Here is a 16222-nt window from a genome sequence, read left to right on the forward strand (position 1 = left end):
ACGAGGATGACACGATCTCCACAGCCGCAGCTTTTCCTGCCATCACGGAAGCCACTCTCCGTGCGAAGGACATACTGGACACCGCACTTCGCGAAAGCGCGCGGCTAGAGCTTGTAGGTGAGGTCGAGCCCAGAGCCGTCTTCGTAAGCATCGGGAGTCCCGATACCAAGGTCGGTGGCGAAACCGAAGTGTGTAGCTTCCCCCGGCTCGGCATCCACACCAAGCATTGAGTTCAGTTCCTGAAGGGCCGCTTTCAGACGAGGCGCGTTTCGCTGGTACACATCCGGGTGAGGCTTGCCGGCGAAGTCGAACCATCCCCAAATGTCATGGTGGACAGCGAGCTCTGCGGTGAGGCTAACCGGAGCAGGGGAGACAGACAGATCCACCAGGCGAGGTTCGCGGCGAGACTCTCCCTTCACATCGATCCAAGTGCCAGGTCCCACGACATGAATGTCGTCGACTTCGGCATCCGGAAAGCCGCACGGACGGCTCTGGAGAACACGTTCCGAGACATGCGAGTCGCCCAGTGGCACGGTCAATGCCAGGGTCGTCGTGACGTCGATTCCACCGGAGTCGAGCACATACCAGCCGTATTCGAGCCTGTGGGGGGTCAGGAGTCCGTGCCGCTCAAGGACCTCCGTCATCCTGTGTGCTACGGCCAGTGCCGAATCGAGGCCATGCTGGGAAACGTCCTCAAGATCCCAGAACCATGAACCACATTCACGTGGGGCGCGCATCAGAGTGGACAAGGATATTCCTTACGGGAAAACGGAAGCTTGGTCTCTCGGATCCATCTTCGCTCGCGTGAGCGCCTCTTGAGCGCCTCTTGAGGGGCTGCCCCTTGCTCAGGGCGCAGGGCTCGGAGCAGGGCCCCACCAAATCCTCACCTCGGCTATAGCGTTCCGGCTCGATCTCGTCGATCGGGTTGTGCCCCGCGCTGGGGGGAACGGCGCTATCAGTAGCGTGTGGGACGTGTTCATCGCCACTGGCCAGGCCATCGTGGCCGCCGCTGGTCGTGCTCTCACTGCGTCCGCCGAGGGGCCCATCGCCGCGCCCGCCCACCGAGCCGTCACCGTGACCACCACTCGGGGTGTCGCCATGTGACGGAGAGGAACCGTGGGGAGGGCCGACAGGCAGCTCATGGCTCACCGACGATCCTCGGCCGAGCCCGTGGCCGCCGCCCCCGCCGCTGGTGTGCGTCGGGGTGTGGCCGCCGCCGGTTCGGCTACCCGTCGGGGGTTCGTGGCTCGCGCGGGGGGTGTTGTCGGCGGTGCGGCCCGTCGCCTCCGCCGGAGTGCCGCCCGCGTTGGCGTGGTCCGGCTGCTCGTGCGGGGTGTGGAGGTCGCTGTCCAGCTTGATGTGGGCGCTCTCGCCCACTTGTCCCGCATGCCGGAACGGGACCGCCTGTTCTGCCGCGGCCTCACGAACGACGCCCCTGAGGAACGGGCGGACGATGAACCGACGAGCCTTGCCTCGGCCAAGCGTCCCGGCTTGCCGGCCTCTGTTCGATAGAAGCAGAAGGCCAGCAATCAGGACGGTTCGTGAATCTGCACCCCGAGCGCCTCCAACAGAGCAGTGCAGGACCGACAGGGGCGAGTCGGCTGCCCGTGCTCGGGGTCACCGTTCGGCCGGATCTTCCTGGACAGGACGAGGGCACCTACGAAGTGGGGGCGCGCTTCAGCGAGAGTGGTGAAGCGACCGTCCCCACGCTCCGCATCCAGCGCCCGGAACTGGTCGGAAATGAGAGCGGACTCGGCACAGGTCCCGATGAACCGCTCGCGCTGCTCCATCGGCAGAGCGTCAAAGAACCCCTGCACAGCCGGATGTAGTTCGGGAGTTCCCTGACCGAACAAGCTCGTATGGCTGGTGATCTTCCCCTTCAGCAGCAAGGAAGCCGCCACAGACGGGATGGCGTCAGACATAGAAGTCCTCCGCATCGGGACGATGCCTTCCATGCAACGCCCCCGCAAGAGCGTCGTACTCGTTCTCGCCCAGGAAGTAGCCGCCGGTGTAGTGCAGGTAGAAGAAGCGACCAGCCTGGTCGATAACCCAGAGGCCTGGTTCATGAGCCTCATACGCCACCGGGAATACCTTCTTGCCGAGCCCCTCGGCGAGTTCGTCGAATACCTCTACGTCTCGGTCATAGCCAACCGTAGGATTGAAAATCAAGGCGGGTTTGGGCGCGGTCCAAGGGTACGAGAGTTCAAGCTCGCCATAAGAGCGAATGAACCGGGTTGCCACCTCGAGTTCTTCCATTGGCCAGCCCTGGCGTGCAGCATCCTCGATGCGGATTCGAACCAGTTCGTCAGCCTTCGCACCGATGTCACGGCCAGGCGACCAGCCATTTCGGGTAAGCCACTCAGTGACCTCGGGCGTGTGCCCATTCAGGACCACGATGAAATTCCTTTCGCACCAATCATCCGCTCCCCCTCACACAGGGTCTATACCGAGCTCGGGAAGGATATGAGTACACGTACCGCAAGGTGGCAAGTACTGGCCATGCGAGTGCATGAGCTCACCCGTGTCCCGCGCTACATAGTCTCCGATCTTCCGCGTGTGGATCTTCGCACCTTCCAGTGCCCGCCGAGCATCAGCCAGCGACTGTATCGTTACGCCGTTTGCTTCCAGCATTTTAATACGGTCATTGATGAGCGCGATCTCCGCACACTTTCCATGCCCCGAACCCTTGGGGGGTATAAGTTTGGCATCACTGTCGGCTTTGATTCTTTCGAGAAGATTTTGGAGTACCGGATGCGTATCGGGCAGTTTCTGTCCGTGCATCTTGGTCATGCTCGTGTGAGAAGTGATCACATTGTCATGGAGCAGGCTTCCCGCGCAGGCCTCGATCACCTTGTTCTGCCCCGGGTCGGGCTGCGGCTGCTTTGCCCTTGCGTCCTTCTCCGCCTTGGTCAGCTCCTCCTTCGGCGGCTCCAGCCGGGCCTCGTCAGCCAGCTCGATGGTTCTCCGCTCCAGGACAACGGCTTGCTCAGCCGGGCTCAGGTGCTCAACGGATTCGGCGGGGAACCGGTAGTGCCGCATCTTGCCGGCACTCTTCCCATGCCAATCGGGTTGCGGGTCCAGCTCGATGCCCCTCGGCACGCTACCGCTCTCATGCGGAACATCGCTGTCGTTGCCGTGCGTGGAGGCAGATTCGGCTTCATGACCACCAACGCTGTCAACGTGCATTGACGGCGCATCCGCGTCGTGGCCATGGGTACCGTCGCCGTCATGGGCGTTGCCCGCAGCCGTGTCATCGTCGTCGCTACGGTTGCCATCGCGCGGCGGCGCGTCGTCCGCATGGCGGGGCTCGTCGTGGCCGTGCGGAGTCCGATCCGAGCCGCCGGGGCGGCCGTGGCCCTCGGTGTTGTGGCCCCTCCCGCCGGAGTCCGGCGTGTCGTGGCCCGGGTGCGCGGGCGTGCCGTGGCCGTCACCCCTTGCCGGGGTGTGGGTGTCGCCTCCGCGGCCGGTGGCCGGGAGGTCGTGACCGCCGCCCCCGCCGCCGGTGTGCGTCGGGGGGTGGCCGCCGCCGGTTCCACTGCCCGTCGGGGGTTCGTGGCTCGCGCGGGGGGTGTTGTCGGCGGTGCGGCCCGTCGCCTCCGCCGGAGTGCCGCCCGCGTTGGCGTGGACGGGCTGCTCGTGCGGAGTGTGGAGGTCGCTGTCCAGCTTGATGTGGGCGTTCTCGCCCACTTGTCCCGCGTGCGCGGCCGCGTCCGCGGTGGCCCTGCCGGCCCCGACGCTCGCGAGGACGGGCTTGTCCTCGTGCGGCACGGATGTGCTGTCCCCGGCCGGCCTGTCGCTCGGGTGTCCCCCGTGCGGGACGCCCGGGCCGTCGCCCGCGGGGAACGAGGCCTCCAGCTTCTGGTGCGCCGCGCGGTCCGCGGCCGAGAGCTCGACGGGGATAGGGTCCTTGTGGGGCTTGCCCACCGGGGTCTCCATCGTGCCGTTCTCGTGAAGGGTCGTCCCGTCCCAGAAGCGGACGGAATTGTCCGGCATCACGGTCGGCGGCGCGTCGTGTGCCTTCGGTGCCTCGCCGTGCGGCGTCGGCGCCTTGGCGGGCGCATCCGCCGCCGAGCCGTGCGACACCGACTCGGAGCTGTGCGAGGACGGCGACGAGCCCGGCGCGTCCGGTGCCGGGCTGTGCGGCGCCGGTGCCGGTGCCGATGCCGGAGCCGGAGCCGAACCGTGCGAGGCCGGGGCCGGGCCCGTGTCCGCGGCGCCGCCGTACGACGCCGGGCTCGCCGTGTGCGGCGTGCTCGGTGTCGTGCCCGGTACGTCCGCCGAGCCGTGGAACGAGGCCGGGACCGCGCCCGTCCCCTCCGCCGTCGGGTGGTACGACGCCGCCGTCACGCCGTGCGTGTCCGGCACCACGGCCGAGGGCATGTCCCCCGGCGTGGTGAAGCTCGCCGGGATGGCGTGGGTGCCGCCGAGGGAGGTGCGCAGGCCGCTCATCAGCTCGCCGACCTTGGGGACGGCGACCTTGACGCCCTGGAAGCCCGCGCCCAGGCCCTTGCCGACGTACGTCATCGGGTCGATGACCCTGCCGACCTTGCCCGCCACGCCCGCGACCTTGGCGGCCGTGCCCGCCTTCGCGACGTTGCCCGCACCCGTGATGGTCGTCAGTACGTTGAAGGTCACCGCACCCGCCGCGCGGGCCGGGTTCTTGCCCCACTCGTCCCAGGCGACCATCGCCTTGCCGGCCTCGCGGGCCACCTTCTTCGAGTCCTTGACGAACTGCGGCAGCATGCTGTCCGGGATCATCCGGACGGACGGGATGGAGTAGGCCGCCACGCCGACGGCCAGCATGCCCAGGCCTTTCCAGGCGTTCTTCATCGCGTCCCAGCCGTCGAAGCCGACCAGGGTGCCCAGGCCCTTCACCGTGCCGACGACGCCGTCGATGATCAGACCGTCCCAGACGAAGGACTTCACCCAGTGGCCCACCTCGTACCAGTGGTGCTTCTGGTCCTCCGGCTGCCCCCATGGCACCTTGGCGTGCTTGAGGTCCTCGGCCTTGAAGCCGTACATGCCCTTCTTGTGGGAGCCGTCGTCGGCTATCCACTTGGTGCCGTCCTTGACCAGGGCGGTGATCTTGTTGGCGGCGGCGCGCTCGGCGTCGTTGAACGCGGCGACCGTCTCGTCGATGTCGCTGCGGATCCGCTTCTGGTGGTCGGTCTTCTTCTTGTCGTAGGCCCAGTCCTTGTCGCCCTTGACCGACTCGACGAAATGTTCCGCCTCGGCTTTCAGACTCTTCAACTTCTCGGCCAGCGGCTTCACCTCGCCCGCGTACGCAGTCAGCGCCGAGGCGACCTTCTCCAGGTCGTCACCGAAGTCCTTCGCCTTGTCCCGGACCGGCAGCGTCGTCGCGAAGAGCTTCTCCGCCTCGGGCGCGTGGTACGGAGCCGACAGCCCCTGGAACTTGGCGTGGATGTCCGCGCCGCCGTCGCGGATGTGGCCCGCGCCCTTCTTCAGCGCCGCCGCGTCCTTGTCCAGCTCCTCCAGGTTGCCGGTGAACTGCGGTATCTCGCTCGGGTCGAGCATTACACCTCAGCCTTTCCCTGGCCCTGGCCTTGATCCTGCCCCTGGCCGCGCGCCTGCCACTTGGCCTTGCCGGCCAGTTCCTCCGGCGTCGGCGCACTGGAGAAGTTCCGCTGCGCGGTGGCCGCCATCTCCTGGTCGCCATGGCCGTAGGCCTTCGTGGCCTCGGCCGCCCCGGTCAGCGACTTGCTCGTCCGCACCCCGATGAACTTGAGGTCTTCCTGGTTCTTCTGCGCGAACTCCGCGAGGGCCGCCATCACCAGACCGCCGCCGTCCTCGGGTGCCACGCCGCCCTTGGCGATCGTCCCCGCGTGCTTGCCCGCGTTCTGCATGGACTTCGGGTAGGCCTCGAACTCCTCGCCCAGCTTGCCCGCGAGCTCACCGGTGGCCTGAAGGACCTTGCTCACACCGCCGACATCGATGTTCCACCCGTCCATGACGACCTACTCCCCCCCTCTGCCCGCACGTGACATCGCACGCGGAAGCGCGGACACTGCCGAACTGACGCCCCGACACCCCGTCCCCCGGGGTGGCCCGCCCGGCACCCCGGGCGGGCACTGAATCACCCGATGTTGTCGACGGCCGCCTTGGCCTTGGCCAGCGTGGACTGCGCCGTGCCGTCGTTCTTCTCCATGGTGGAGCGCAGCAGCGTGATGATCTGACGCACCTCGGTGGCGGCCTTGTTCCAGCGCTGCTCCTTGCCGTGGTACTCGTCGGAGACACCGTCGGCCTTGAACTCGGCCATCGCCGCCTTCACCGCCGCGTCACGCTCGATCAGCAGCGTTTCCAGCCGTCCGATGATGCCCGCCAGCGACCCCTGCACCTCGGTCGAGGCCGACCCGTCGTAGCTCCGCCGGTCGGCACCCGCGCCCGTACCCGCCATGATGGAATTCCCCCTTACGCCGAACGGCCCGAGAAGCGGGCCGCATCGAAGTTCGCCGCCGCCATCTGCTGGCGCGCGTTGTCAGCCGACTCCTGGTCACCCGTGCCGAACGCCGAGTCCAAGCCCGACTGGCCGCCCAGAATCGCGCTCAGCGAACCGTTCAGATCCTTGGCGATACCGTCCGCGTGCTGCTTGAAGAGGTCGAAGGCCTGCTTGCCGGCGCCGTTGAACTTGCCCTCGAGCGGCCGCGCGGCCTCGACCAGCTGCCGGACCAGGCCACCCAGGTCTTCGTTCGAACCGCGCGTCTTCGACACCAGTCCGGACAGGGTCGTGCTTCCCATGTCGAACTTCACGAGCTCACCCCCATGCATACGCCACTTACCTCGAACATGTCTATCAACATCATCTACGTGATCACAAAGACGTTCTCGAACTGACGTGGCATCTGTTACGAGATCACATCACTCCCGATCGTTCCGTGAAGCCCCCTCACCACCACGGTGCCAGCCGCCACTGACAATCGACCGCGCCGAACAGCCGTGCCCGGGACGGCACAACGCCGCCCCGGGCACAGGTCTCCTTCTCCCTTGCGCCTACGTCTCTCAGACGCCGGGTACGCGATCGCGAGCGGGCTCTCCGGCACCGCCGGTCTCACGGTCGCCGGCATGGCAACCCACGACTGTCTCTGGACGCACAACGGGCCCATGGCCACCGCCGGTATCGCCCTCACCGGCGGCGTGCCGTGCCGCGGGGTCAGTTGTGCGGGTAGCGCTCGCGCGGCAGGGCCGACTCGCCGTAGGGAGGGGTCGGTCCGTGGAACTGCAGCGCGAAGTCGTCGGCGAGCTCGGCGATGACGGCCCGGCCCTCGGTGGCGGCCAGCCAGGCCGCCGGCAGGGCCGCCTCGCCGTGCAGGGCGCCGAGGAGGTTGCCGCAGAGGGAGCCGGTGGAGTCGCTGTCGCCCGAGTGGTTGACGGACAGCAGCAGGGCCTCGGCGACCGAGTCCGTACGGGCGAGGGCGGCGTAGACGGCGATGGCGAGGGCTTCCTCGGCGATCCAGCCGCCGCCGAGCGTCTCGAGCCGCTCCGGGGTGGCGGGGCCCTCGGCGGCGAGGTCGAGGGCCGCGCGGAGGGCGGCGGTCGTCTCGTCGTGGCCCGGGTAGGAGGCGAGGAGCTCCAGCGTGCGGCGGACCGCCCCCGCGAGGGACTCGCCGTCCAGGAGGTGGCGCACGATCACGGCGAAGGCGCCCGCGGCGTACGCGCCGGTGGGGTGGCCGTGCGTGATCCGGGCGCAGCGGGCGGCGAGCTCGAAGGCCCGGCGGGCGGGGACGCCGGTGAGGCCGAAGGGGGCCGAGCGCATGACGGTGCCGCAGCCCTTGGACTCGGGGTTGACCGGGCCGCGGGTGCCGTCGAGGGCCGCCCGGGGGTCCGGGGTGTACCCCTGGCGCAGCCCCGACAGGCAGGCGTTGCCGGGCGCCCGCTGCGCGTACAGCCAGGGCTGCAGGCGCAGCCACCCGGAGCGGACGACGTCGAGGCGGCCGTCGGCGGGCGGCGGGGCCGGGTGGTACTGGGTGTCCAGCCAGCGCAGGTAGGCGTGGCGCATGATCGAGGTCTGGGCTCCGCCGATGCCCCTGGCCTCCGCCCGGGCGCGGGCGCGGATGAGCCCTTCCGCCGTGAAGAGCGTCATCTGCGTGTCGTCGGTGACCCGGCCGGTCACGCCGTCGGCGTCGGCGACCATGCCGGTGACGCCGTCGGGGCCGTGGGCGGAGCGGATGGCGGCCAGGGAGAGGAACTCGATCGGATTGCCGAGGGCGTCACCGATCGCGCCGCCGAGCAGAGCGCCGCGTATGCGGTCGGTGACGGTGTCGGCGGCGGTCGCGGGTGAGGTCTGGGACATCGTCCGAGATTACCTCCGGGGGGCGGCGCCGGGGCAGCGGCGGCCGCGAACAGCGCTGCGGGCTCCGCTTCCTGACGCCCCGACGGGTCGTGCGGCGTCGCCGGGCGGGTCAGGCCGTCAGCGTGTCCAGCACCTCGGCCAGTCGCTCGCGCACGCCGACGTCCGTGAGGACGCCGTCCGGGCCGGCCGTGCCGGGTGCGACGGGGATCCGTACGCAGGCCGGCTCCACGATGCGGGCGCCGGTGTAGCCGAGCACGGTGCGCAGCGTGGCCTCGGCGCCGTGGCCGCGGCCGGGGGCCGCCACGTTGATCCAGGCCGTCGGCTTGTCGCAGATCTCGGTGCCGCCGACGGTCCAGTCCAGCAGGTTCTTGAACGCTCCGGGCAGCGTGCCGGCGTACTCGGGCGTGCAGATCAGCACGGCGGCCGCTTCGTCGATCGCCGCCCGCAGCCTCGCCACGGCGGGGGGCAGCGGGTCGTGGTCGTCGTCGGGGTTGAAGTGCGGGAGCTCCGCCGGGCCTTCGTGGAGGACGACGCGCAGGCGGTCGGGGGCCACGGCCCGCACCGTGCGCAGCGCGGCCTCGTTGGACGAGCCGGAACGTACGCTTCCGGACAGCAGGAGGATCATGGGCGGCGTGGGCATCCGCCCAACCTACCCGCGGGCGGCTACGGAACGTCCTAGTCCCGGCAGATCAGCAGCAGCGCCCGGTCGTCGTTGACGTCCTTGGCCACCGCCTCGATCAGGTGCCAGGCGGCGCCGTGGAAGCCGGAGGTGACGTAGCGGTCGGCCTCGCCGGTGAGACGGTCCATGCCTTCGGTCAGCTCGCGTTCGTTCGTCTCGACCAGGCCGTCGGTGAAGAGCATCAGCACGTCTCCCCGGCGGAGCGTGCCCTTCACCGGGTCGAAACCGGCGCCGTCGTAGACGCCCAGGAGCGGGCCGTCGGCGGCCTTCTCCTCCCAGCGGCCGGTGCCGGCGCTGAGCTGGAGGGCCGGGAGGTGGCCGGCGGAGAAGAGTTCGTAGTCGCCGGTGTCGAGGTCGAGGACGAGGTGGACGGAGGTCGCGAAGCCCTCGTCCCAGTCCTGGCGCAGGAGGTAGCCGTTGGCGGCGGGCAGGAAGGCGTGGGGCGGCAGGGAGCCCAGGAGGCCGCCGAAGGCGCCGGACAACAGCAGCGCCCGGGAGGCCGCGTCCATGCCCTTGCCGGAGACGTCGGTGAGGACGACCTCCAGGGTGCGGCCGCTGTTGGTGCGGGCGGCGACGACGAAGTCGCCGGAGAAGGACTGGCCGCCGGCCGGGCGCAGCGCCATCTCGCGGTGCCAGCCCCGGGGCAGTTTGGGCAGTTTGCTCTGGACGCGGATGCGCTCGCGCAGGTCGAAGAGCATCGTTCCGCCACGTCGCCAGGGGACCCCGACCCGGCTGCGGAACTGCGCGATGAGCAGCCCGAAGAAGCCGACGGCCGCGACGACGAGGATGGTGCCGGGGCTGACCCGGTCGGTGCCGTAGCGGTACGGGTCGTCCAGGACCGCCGACTCCGTGATGAGCGCCGCCGCCGCGGCGGCGTAGAGCCCGAGCAGGCTGGCGGGGCGCAGCAGCAGGCCGCCGGCCACGATGGGCAGGACGAGCGCGGCGGGCGCGCACCACTCGGGCTGGGCGATGGTGCCCAAGGTGAGCGCGGGTACGGACACCAGCAGCGCGGTCAGGGCGAGCCAGTCGGAACCGTCGCCCCGGAAGTAGTCGACACCGGCCTTGCGCATGCTCGTTCGGGCCCGGTGCAGTGCTTTGCGCATCCGGGCCGCCGGGGTCTCCGCACCGCCAGTCATTGCATCGGGACCTTATCCACCCATTCGGCGGTGCGTCGATTCACGCCGCGCCGAGACGGCCGCGTTCGGGGCGCCGGGCGGCCACCCGAAGAGCAACCATATGCGACATTCGCTCATTTGATCGGCAACGCCCCGCCGAGGGCGGGTTTCGCGCGCCGAGCTGCGGGTACGCAGGACGGCCGGAGCCGTTCTTTCCCGGCCGCGCGCCGCAGCGTTCACATACGACTCATAGGCAACAGATGGAGTGCGGTCCCGCTCGCCGGTGTCCACGGCCGCGCGCGGGGCCGCACGCACGCCGGGGTCGGTGTGCCGGTGGGTCAGTTCTTCTGGCAGCCGGGGCACCAGAAGAGGTTGCGGGCAGCCAGGTCCGCCGTGCGGATCTCCTGGTCGCAGATGTGGCAGGGCTGTCCGGTGCGGCGGTAGACGTACACCTCGCCGCCGTGGTCGTCCACGCGCGGCGGGCGTCCCATGGCGTCGGGGGTGTGCTCGGGCCGCACGGTGTCGATGCGGTTGTTACGGACGCCCTCGCACATCAGAAGCACCAGATCCGACCAGATGGCGTCCCATTCCGAGCGCCTGAGATCGCGGCCCAGGCGGTATGGGTCGATTCCATGCCGGAAAAGGACCTCGGCGCGATAGACGTTGCCGACGCCGGCGACGATCTTCTGGTCCATGAGCAGGGCGGCCACGGTGGTGCGGCTGCGCGAGACGCGCCGCCACGCCCGGTCCGGGTCGTCGGCCGCGCGCAGCGGGTCGGGACCGAGGCGGTCGTGTATCGCCTGCTTCTCGGCGTCCGTGATCAGCGCGCAGGTCGTCGGCCCGCGCAGGTCCGCGTACGCGCCGGGGTTCGCCAGCCGCAGCCGCACCGTCTCGGTGGGCGGCGGCGCCGAGGCGCCCGCGCCCCAGGTGTACTTGCCGAAGAGACCCAGGTGGATATGGACCCAGTGGGGGCCGGCGAAGCCGAGGAAGAGGTGCTTGCCGTGGGCCTCGGCGGTCTCGAGGATCTGGCCGGATATCAGCGCGGCGCTGTCGGAGAACTTGCCTTGCGGGCTGGTCGCCCGCACCGTCCGGCCCGCGAAGGCCTCGGTGTGGTCCGCCGCGAGGCGGTGGATCGTATGCCCTTCGGGCATGGGGTGGTCCTCCGACGGTTCGTTCGTCGCCGGCCGCGGGCCGGCGCGAAGCCGCCCGCCGCCGCACGGCGGGCCCCTCCCGGCCGCGCGCCCCTTGATCGGAGAGCGAACAGGAGGGGGAAGGGCCCGGCGGTGTCAGTCCTGCTGCGGGTGGTGGGCCGGGATCGCCGGGAGCTCGCCGGTGGTCTCGTAGCGGCTCAGCATCTCGATGCGGCGGGTGTGGCGCTCGTCACCCGAGTAGGGGGTGCTCAGGAAGATCTCGACGAACTTCGTCGCCTCCTCCTGGGTGTGCATGCGGCCGCCGATGCTGATCACGTTGGCGTTGTTGTGCTCGCGGCCCAGCGCGGCCGTCTGCTCGCTCCAGGCCAGCGCGGCCCGGACGCCCTTGACCTTGTTGGCGGCGATCTGCTCGCCGTTGCCCGAACCGCCGATGACGATACCGAGGGCGTCGGCGTCGGCGGCGGTCCTCTCCGCGGCGCGGAGGCAGAACGGCGGGTAGTCGTCCTGGGCGTCGTAGATGTGGGGACCGCAGTCAACGGGCTCGTGGCCGTGGGCCTTGAGCCACTCGACGAGGTGGTTCTTCAGTTCGTAGCCGGCATGGTCGGAGCCGAGGTACACGCGCATGGGCACGAGTGTGGCACGTCCCGAGGCTCCGGCCGGTCATCAGGGGATACGTAACGCTGAGTGAACACAACGAAATGGATTCAGGTCTTCCTAAAGACGCCTTCGAAAAGTTCTAATGCGGTGGCTCGTAACCCGAGAACCAAAGGAACAACCCGAAGGAACGTGCATATGAGCGCGACACCGCCGACCATGACGAAGGGGTCGACGACCGGCGATCCCGGCCACGCCCCGGAGGCGGGCGGGGACGGCCTCAAGGCCGGACTCAAGAACCGCCACCTGTCCATGATCGCCATTGGTGGTGTGATCGGCGCCGGCCTCTTCGTGGGCTCCGGATCCGGCATCGCCGCCGCGGGCCCCGGCATCCTGCTGTCCTACGCCCTGGTGGGCGCGATGGTCGTCTTCGTGATGCGAATGCTGGGCGAGATGGCCGCGGCCAACCCGACCTCCGGCTCCTTCTCCGCGTACGCGGACCGGGCGCTGGGCCGCTGGGCCGGCTTCACCATCGGCTGGCTCTACTGGTTCTTCTGGGTCGTGGTGCTGGCGGTCGAGGCGACCGCGGGTGCCGGCATCCTCAACGGCTGGATACCGGCCGTCCCGCAGTGGGCCTGGGCCCTGATCGTCATGGTCGTCCTGACCGCGACCAACCTGGCCTCGGTGAGCTCGTACGGCGAGTTCGAGTTCTGGTTCGCCGGTATCAAGGTCGTCGCGATCGCCGCGTTCATCGTGATCGGCGGCCTGGCGATGTTCGGCGTCCTGCCCGGCTCGGACAACCCGGGTGCCGGGTTCGACAACCTCACCTCGCACGGCGGCTTCCTGCCCAACGGCCCCGGCGCGATCCTCACCGGTGTGCTGATGGTCGTCTTCTCCTTCATGGGCAGCGAGATCGTCACGCTCGCCGCCGGTGAGTCCGAGGACCCGCAGCGCGCCGTCCGCCAGGCCACCAACAGCGTCATCTGGCGCATCGGCGTCTTCTACCTCGGCTCGATCCTCGTCGTGGTCTCGCTCCTGCCGTGGGACTCGAAGACGATCACCGAGAAGGGCAGCTACGTCGCCGCCCTGGACTCGATCGGCATCCCGCACGCCGGCCAGTTCATGAACGTCATCGTGCTGACCGCCGTGCTGTCCTGCCTGAACTCGGGTCTGTACACCGCCTCGCGCATGGCCTTCTCCCTCGGCCAGCGCGGCGACGCCCCCAAGGCGTTCGCCAAGACGAACTCGCGTGGCGTGCCCCAGGCCGCGATCCTCGGCTCGGTCGTCTTCGGCTTCGTGTCGGTGATCTTCAACTACGTCTGGCCGGACACCGTCTTCAAGTTCCTGCTGAACTCCTCCGGTGCCATCGCCCTCTTCGTGTGGCTGGTCATCTGCGTCACGCAGCTGAAGTTCCGCGGCATCATCAAGCGCGAGATGCCGGAGCGGCACTTCGTGAAGATGTGGCTGTTCCCGTACCTGACGTGGGCCACCATCGGCATGATCACCTTCGTGCTCGGCTTCATGGTCTACGACGGCGGCGACAACCGTGAGCAGGTCCTGCTCTCGACCCTCGTGGGCGTGATCGTCCTTCTCATCGGCGTGGTCAGGGCCCGCAGCCACCGCGCGGCGGCCGTCGAGAAGTAGTCGAGAAGTACCAGTCCGCCTCACCGGACGCCCGAAGGGGTCGTTCCACGCCGTCAGCCGGCGCGGAACGACCCCTTCACGCTTTCGTAGACGCCGAGCGCGGTGCTCTCGGCCGCGTCGGCGTACCAGACGCTGACCTGGTACGTCCTGCCTCCCTCCGCGAAGCCCAGCTGACGGCCCTGCCGCGGCTCGCCGCCCTGGAGGAAGGCGTACTCCCACACCACCGCGGAATCGCCGGAGAACGTCGTCCGCTCCAGCCGGATCTTGCGGTAGCCGGGGGTGCCGTGGAAGCCCTCCTCGAACCGCTGCCAGTGCGTCAGCAGGTCCTCCGTCGTACGGCCCTGCTTGGCCGAGACCTCGATCGCACCGTCCTTCGAGGTGTACGTGACGTCGCTGGGGCTCTGCTGGGTGCGGTTCCAGCCGGCGGGCGGCACCCAGCTGAAGCCGTCCTCGGACCGGCGCGCGGCGGCGGTCGAGGCGCCCTGGCTCTGCCGGGGGGAGCCGGGGCCGGTGGTGCCGGGCCCGGCGGAGTCGGACGGCCTCGTTCCGGACGGCCTCGTTCCGGACGGCCTCGTTCCGGACGGCCTCGTTCCGGACGGCCTCGTTCCGGGAGCGGTCGTCCCGGGCGGGCGGCTCGTGTCGTCTCCCCGGGCGTGCCCCCCCTCCCCGGGCCCCTGGACGACGAGGACGATCACGGCCGCGGCGGCCGCGGCGGCCACGACCGCACCGGTGGTGAGCGCGGTCGTCCTGCGCCGTGAGCGCCGGGGCGGCACGCCGTCGCGCACGGGCACGGGCGCGGGCGCCGGAGCGGGCGGGGGCGCAGAGGCGGGTGCGGGTGCGGCCACGGCGGCCGTCGGCGGGTGCGGGACCGGCTCCGGCGGCGGGGGCGCGAGGAGGCGCTCCAGCGTCTCCTCGGTCCCGTCCAGGGTCGGGCGCCGGGCGGGATCCTTCAGCAGGAGCCCGGCCAGCAGCTCCCTCAGCGGTCCCGAGGCCGCCGGGATCTCGGGCTGCTCGTAGAGAACGGCGTGCAGGGTGGCCATCGTGGTCGCCCGGCTGAAGGGCGAGTGCCCGGCCACCGCCGCGCACAGGGTCGCGCCGAGCGACCACAGGTCGGACGGCGGCCCCTGCAGCCGCCCCTCGATCCGCTCCGGGGCCATGTAGTCCGGCGAGCCGACCAGCGTCCCGGCCATGGTCAGCGCGGCGGCGTCCTGCATCGCCGCGATGCCGAAGTCGGTGAGGACGATCCGGCCGCGCTCGGTGAGCAGGACGTTGCCCGGCTTGATGTCACGGTGCAGCACCCCGACCGCGTGCACCGCGCGCAGCGCCCGGACCAGCCCCAGCCCGATCCGTGCCGCCTCCGGCGGCGCCACCGGCCCCTCCCGCACCAGCACCTGCTCCAGCGAGCGGCCGTCCACCAGCTCCATCACGATCCACAGCCGCCGGTCCTCCTCCGCCACGTCGTAGACGCGCACGACGTTGGGGTGGTCGATGCGGGCGGTGGCCCGGGCCTCCCGCAGGCTGCGCTCGCGCTGGACCGCGCTCTCCTCGCCGACGAGCCCGTCGATGCGTATCTCCTTGGCCGCCACCCGCCGCCCCAGCGTCTCGTCGGCCGCGCGCCACACCCGCCCCATTCCGCCGCGCCCGATCAATTCCAGCAGCCGGTAGCGGCCCACCACGAGCCGCCCCCGCATCTCGTCACCCGAATTTCCCACCAGGCCCGCCCCCATTGCGGAATTACCTTTTCGCACCTTCGGACATTGGAATCTTGTGGTACCTATTCAAATACTTCTGCAGGGAGTGGAGATAGGGGGGAGCGGAAATGTTCCGAAGTAGTCACCGAATGCGCCATGCGGTGGCGTTGGCCGTGGCGGCGGTGGCGCTGCTGCCGTTCGGCGCGCGGGCCGACGAGCCCACGCCGGGGAGCAGCCAGGGCGGCAGCCCGGCGGCGAGCGCGCCGGCCGGATATCAGGTCAGCACCGAACTGCCGGGCCGGATAACCGTGAACAAAAAGACGGGGAACACCAGTCTGACCGCGACGGTCCACAATGGCGGGACCAAGGAGGTCAGCGGTCTCAAACTGAAGGTCGTGGGATTCCAGGGAATGCGGATCACATCCGTCGAGGGCTGCACCGCCATTCCCACCGGACAACTCCCGTCGGACTCCAACAGCGGATTCGTGTGCACCGTCGACAAACTCGCGGCCGGCCGGAGCCACGGCTATCGGGTGGCGGCGACCTTCGATCTGGGAAAGACCGGACAGATCTGTCTTCCGGTCACCCTGGGCGACGGAAAGACGCTGCTGTGGCAGCAGGGCCCCGTGCACTTCGGGACCACCGACACCAGCTCCGACGCGCCGGACACCCCGCTGCTGCTGGGCACCAAGAACGTGCCCTCCGGCTCCGCGGCCACCCCCGGCGGGCCCGGCGCCACACCCGGCGGGACCACCGGCGGCCCGCGGACCACGGCGCCCGCCACCCCGCCCGGCCAGACCACCGGCGGCCCGCGCGGCACCTCGCCCGCCCCGACGAGCACCTCGCCCGCCCCGACGAAGAGCGCGGACCGGCCGGCCGCGTCCCCGTCGAAGGACGACGAGTACGACGACGAGCTGGCCCGCACCGGCACCTCGTCCACCCCGCTGTTCGTGGCGGCCGTACTCGCCGCCCTCCTGCTGGCCGGGGGTGCCGCGGGCATCTGGCTGACCCGGGGCCGGGGCGACCGCCGCTGAGCTCCT

Annotated in this window: 16 protein-coding genes; 3 read left to right on the top strand and 13 right to left on the bottom strand. The window is 70.0% G+C overall.

Annotated features, from left to right (window positions below; translation table 11 throughout):
- Positions 1–104: 104 nt before the first annotated feature.
- Positions 105–749, bottom strand: coding sequence for a hypothetical protein (locus tag J1792_RS31095; RefSeq protein ID WP_242646829.1), 645 nt, complete (start codon positions 747–749; stop codon positions 105–107).
- A 223-nt stretch (positions 750–972) separates the two neighbouring features.
- Here J1792_RS31095 and J1792_RS35205 point away from each other — a divergent pair, with 223 nt between their 5' ends.
- A complete protein-coding gene (locus tag J1792_RS35205) occupies positions 973–1104 on the top strand; it encodes a hypothetical protein (RefSeq protein WP_278186456.1) in 132 nt (43 codons plus the stop codon).
- A 425-nt stretch (positions 1105–1529) separates the two neighbouring features.
- Here J1792_RS35205 and J1792_RS31100 read toward each other — a convergent pair whose 3' ends face one another.
- The 11 genes from J1792_RS31100 to J1792_RS31150 form a co-directional block, all read right to left on the bottom strand.
- Positions 1530–1922, bottom strand: coding sequence for a YwqJ-related putative deaminase (locus J1792_RS31100; RefSeq protein WP_207248671.1), 393 nt, complete (start codon positions 1920–1922; stop codon positions 1530–1532).
- Positions 1915–2394, bottom strand: a complete 480-nt coding sequence (locus tag J1792_RS31105) for an SUKH-3 domain-containing protein (RefSeq protein ID WP_307843132.1) — start codon at positions 2392–2394, stop codon at positions 1915–1917. Before J1792_RS31105 ends, J1792_RS31100 begins: the two co-directional genes overlap by 8 nt.
- 36 nt (positions 2395–2430) lie before the next feature.
- Complete coding sequence (locus J1792_RS31110) at positions 2431–5535, bottom strand: YwqJ-related putative deaminase (RefSeq protein ID WP_207248672.1); 3105 nt, start codon at positions 5533–5535, stop codon at positions 2431–2433.
- Entirely contained in the window at positions 5535–5969 is a 435-nt protein-coding gene (locus J1792_RS31115) for a DUF6507 family protein (RefSeq protein WP_207248673.1), read from the bottom strand. The genes J1792_RS31110 and J1792_RS31115 overlap by 1 nt, the downstream gene beginning before the upstream one ends.
- A 125-nt stretch (positions 5970–6094) precedes the next feature.
- Positions 6095–6415, bottom strand: coding sequence for a pore-forming ESAT-6 family protein (locus J1792_RS31120; protein ID WP_207248674.1), 321 nt, complete (start codon positions 6413–6415; stop codon positions 6095–6097).
- A gap of 14 nt (positions 6416–6429) precedes the next feature.
- Positions 6430–6768 (bottom strand): hypothetical protein, encoded by a 339-nt coding sequence (locus J1792_RS31125; protein WP_207248675.1) that lies wholly within the window; start codon positions 6766–6768, stop codon positions 6430–6432.
- Positions 6769–7168: 400 nt separating this feature from the next.
- A complete protein-coding gene (locus J1792_RS31130) occupies positions 7169–8308 on the bottom strand; it encodes an ADP-ribosylglycohydrolase family protein (protein WP_207248676.1) in 1140 nt (379 codons plus the stop codon).
- Positions 8309–8417: 109 nt separating this feature from the next.
- Entirely contained in the window at positions 8418–8948 is a 531-nt protein-coding gene (locus tag J1792_RS31135) for an NADPH-dependent FMN reductase (RefSeq protein WP_207248677.1), read from the bottom strand.
- Positions 8949–8983: 35 nt separating this feature from the next.
- Positions 8984–10123, bottom strand: coding sequence for a PP2C family protein-serine/threonine phosphatase (locus J1792_RS31140; RefSeq protein ID WP_207248678.1), 1140 nt, complete (start codon positions 10121–10123; stop codon positions 8984–8986).
- A 317-nt stretch (positions 10124–10440) separates the two neighbouring features.
- Positions 10441–11253, bottom strand: coding sequence for an Fpg/Nei family DNA glycosylase (locus tag J1792_RS31145; RefSeq protein WP_207248679.1), 813 nt, complete (start codon positions 11251–11253; stop codon positions 10441–10443).
- A gap of 135 nt (positions 11254–11388) precedes the next feature.
- Positions 11389–11877 (bottom strand): ribose-5-phosphate isomerase, encoded by a 489-nt coding sequence (locus J1792_RS31150; protein WP_207248680.1) that lies wholly within the window; start codon positions 11875–11877, stop codon positions 11389–11391.
- A gap of 189 nt (positions 11878–12066) precedes the next feature.
- On the opposite strand from J1792_RS31150, the gene J1792_RS31155 reads away from it, so the two are divergent.
- A complete protein-coding gene (locus J1792_RS31155) occupies positions 12067–13491 on the top strand; it encodes an amino acid permease (protein ID WP_242646952.1) in 1425 nt (474 codons plus the stop codon).
- 53 nt (positions 13492–13544) lie between these two features.
- On the opposite strand, the gene J1792_RS31160 is transcribed toward J1792_RS31155, so the two are convergent.
- Positions 13545–15203, bottom strand: coding sequence for a serine/threonine-protein kinase (locus J1792_RS31160; RefSeq protein ID WP_307843133.1), 1659 nt, complete (start codon positions 15201–15203; stop codon positions 13545–13547).
- A 128-nt stretch (positions 15204–15331) separates the two neighbouring features.
- Between J1792_RS31160 and J1792_RS31165 the strand changes: the two genes are divergently transcribed.
- On the top strand, positions 15332–16216 hold the full coding sequence (locus J1792_RS31165; RefSeq protein ID WP_086566563.1) for a hypothetical protein: 885 nt from the start codon (positions 15332–15334) through the stop codon (positions 16214–16216).
- Positions 16217–16222: the final 6 nt, after the last annotated feature.

The sequence above is a fragment of the Streptomyces triculaminicus genome, from assembly GCF_017349075.1.
Classification (GTDB): domain Bacteria; phylum Actinomycetota; class Actinomycetes; order Streptomycetales; family Streptomycetaceae; genus Streptomyces; species Streptomyces triculaminicus.

Bases quoted from the DNA above. Each gene is read 5' to 3' on its own strand.
- J1792_RS31100 (WP_207248671.1), bottom strand. From the start codon at position 1,922: ATGTCTGACGCCATCCCGTCTGTGGCGGCTTCCTTGCTGCTGAAGGGG.
- J1792_RS31110 (WP_207248672.1), bottom strand. From the start codon at position 5,535: ATGCTCGACCCGAGCGAGATACCGCAGTTCACCGGCAACCTGGAGGAG.
- J1792_RS31115 (WP_207248673.1), bottom strand. From the start codon at position 5,969: ATGGACGGGTGGAACATCGATGTCGGCGGTGTGAGCAAGGTCCTTCAG.
- J1792_RS31120 (WP_207248674.1), bottom strand. From the start codon at position 6,415: ATGGCGGGTACGGGCGCGGGTGCCGACCGGCGGAGCTACGACGGGTCG.
- J1792_RS31130 (WP_207248676.1), bottom strand. From the start codon at position 8,308: ATGTCCCAGACCTCACCCGCGACCGCCGCCGACACCGTCACCGACCGC.
- J1792_RS31135 (WP_207248677.1), bottom strand. From the start codon at position 8,948: ATGCCCACGCCGCCCATGATCCTCCTGCTGTCCGGAAGCGTACGTTCC.
- J1792_RS31140 (WP_207248678.1), bottom strand. From the start codon at position 10,123: ATGACTGGCGGTGCGGAGACCCCGGCGGCCCGGATGCGCAAAGCACTG.
- J1792_RS31145 (WP_207248679.1), bottom strand. From the start codon at position 11,253: ATGCCCGAAGGGCATACGATCCACCGCCTCGCGGCGGACCACACCGAG.
- J1792_RS31150 (WP_207248680.1), bottom strand. From the start codon at position 11,877: ATGCGCGTGTACCTCGGCTCCGACCATGCCGGCTACGAACTGAAGAAC.
- J1792_RS31155 (WP_242646952.1), top strand. From the start codon at position 12,067: ATGACGAAGGGGTCGACGACCGGCGATCCCGGCCACGCCCCGGAGGCG.
- J1792_RS31165 (WP_086566563.1), top strand. From the start codon at position 15,332: ATGCGCCATGCGGTGGCGTTGGCCGTGGCGGCGGTGGCGCTGCTGCCG.